This window comes from Sphaerospermopsis reniformis (assembly GCF_005402885.1).
Lineage (GTDB): Bacteria > Cyanobacteriota > Cyanobacteriia > Cyanobacteriales > Nostocaceae > Sphaerospermopsis > Sphaerospermopsis kisseleviana.
In genome coordinates this window covers 1-351 of the sequence record NZ_BJCE01000597.1, presented here as the reverse complement: position 1 = coordinate 351, position 351 = coordinate 1, and the positions used below count along the sequence as shown (strand labels likewise).

Below are 351 nucleotides of genomic sequence, written 5' to 3'. Positions count from 1 at the left end.
CCCCCTTCAACTCTAGGAATAAAGGTTTATGTCAGCAGGATTTGAAACTAAGTCAAGTGCTTCCAAGAAAAGAAATCATCATCAGGTAAAGCCAAGACAGGTGGCATCCATTGAAGCCATTCAACAAAGTTTAGTGGAAAATTTTGGAGACATAAAAGACAAGAGAGTAGAGCGAACAAAGAAACATCAACTAACCGATATCTTAGTGATTGCAATTCTAGCAGTCATAGCTGGAGCGCAAGGGTGGGAAGACATAGAGAACTACGGCATCAGCAAGCAGGAGTGGTTAGAAGAGTTTTTGGAATTACCAAATGGAATTCCCTCCGATGACACCTTCAGACGGGTATTTGA

General features: G+C 41.6%; 1 protein-coding gene. It reads left to right on the top strand.

The window, feature by feature from the left end:
- Positions 1-28: 28 nt before the first annotated feature.
- A partial coding sequence (locus FFR48_RS29900; protein ID WP_236104247.1) for a transposase family protein occupies positions 29-351 on the top strand: 323 nt, incomplete at its 3' end.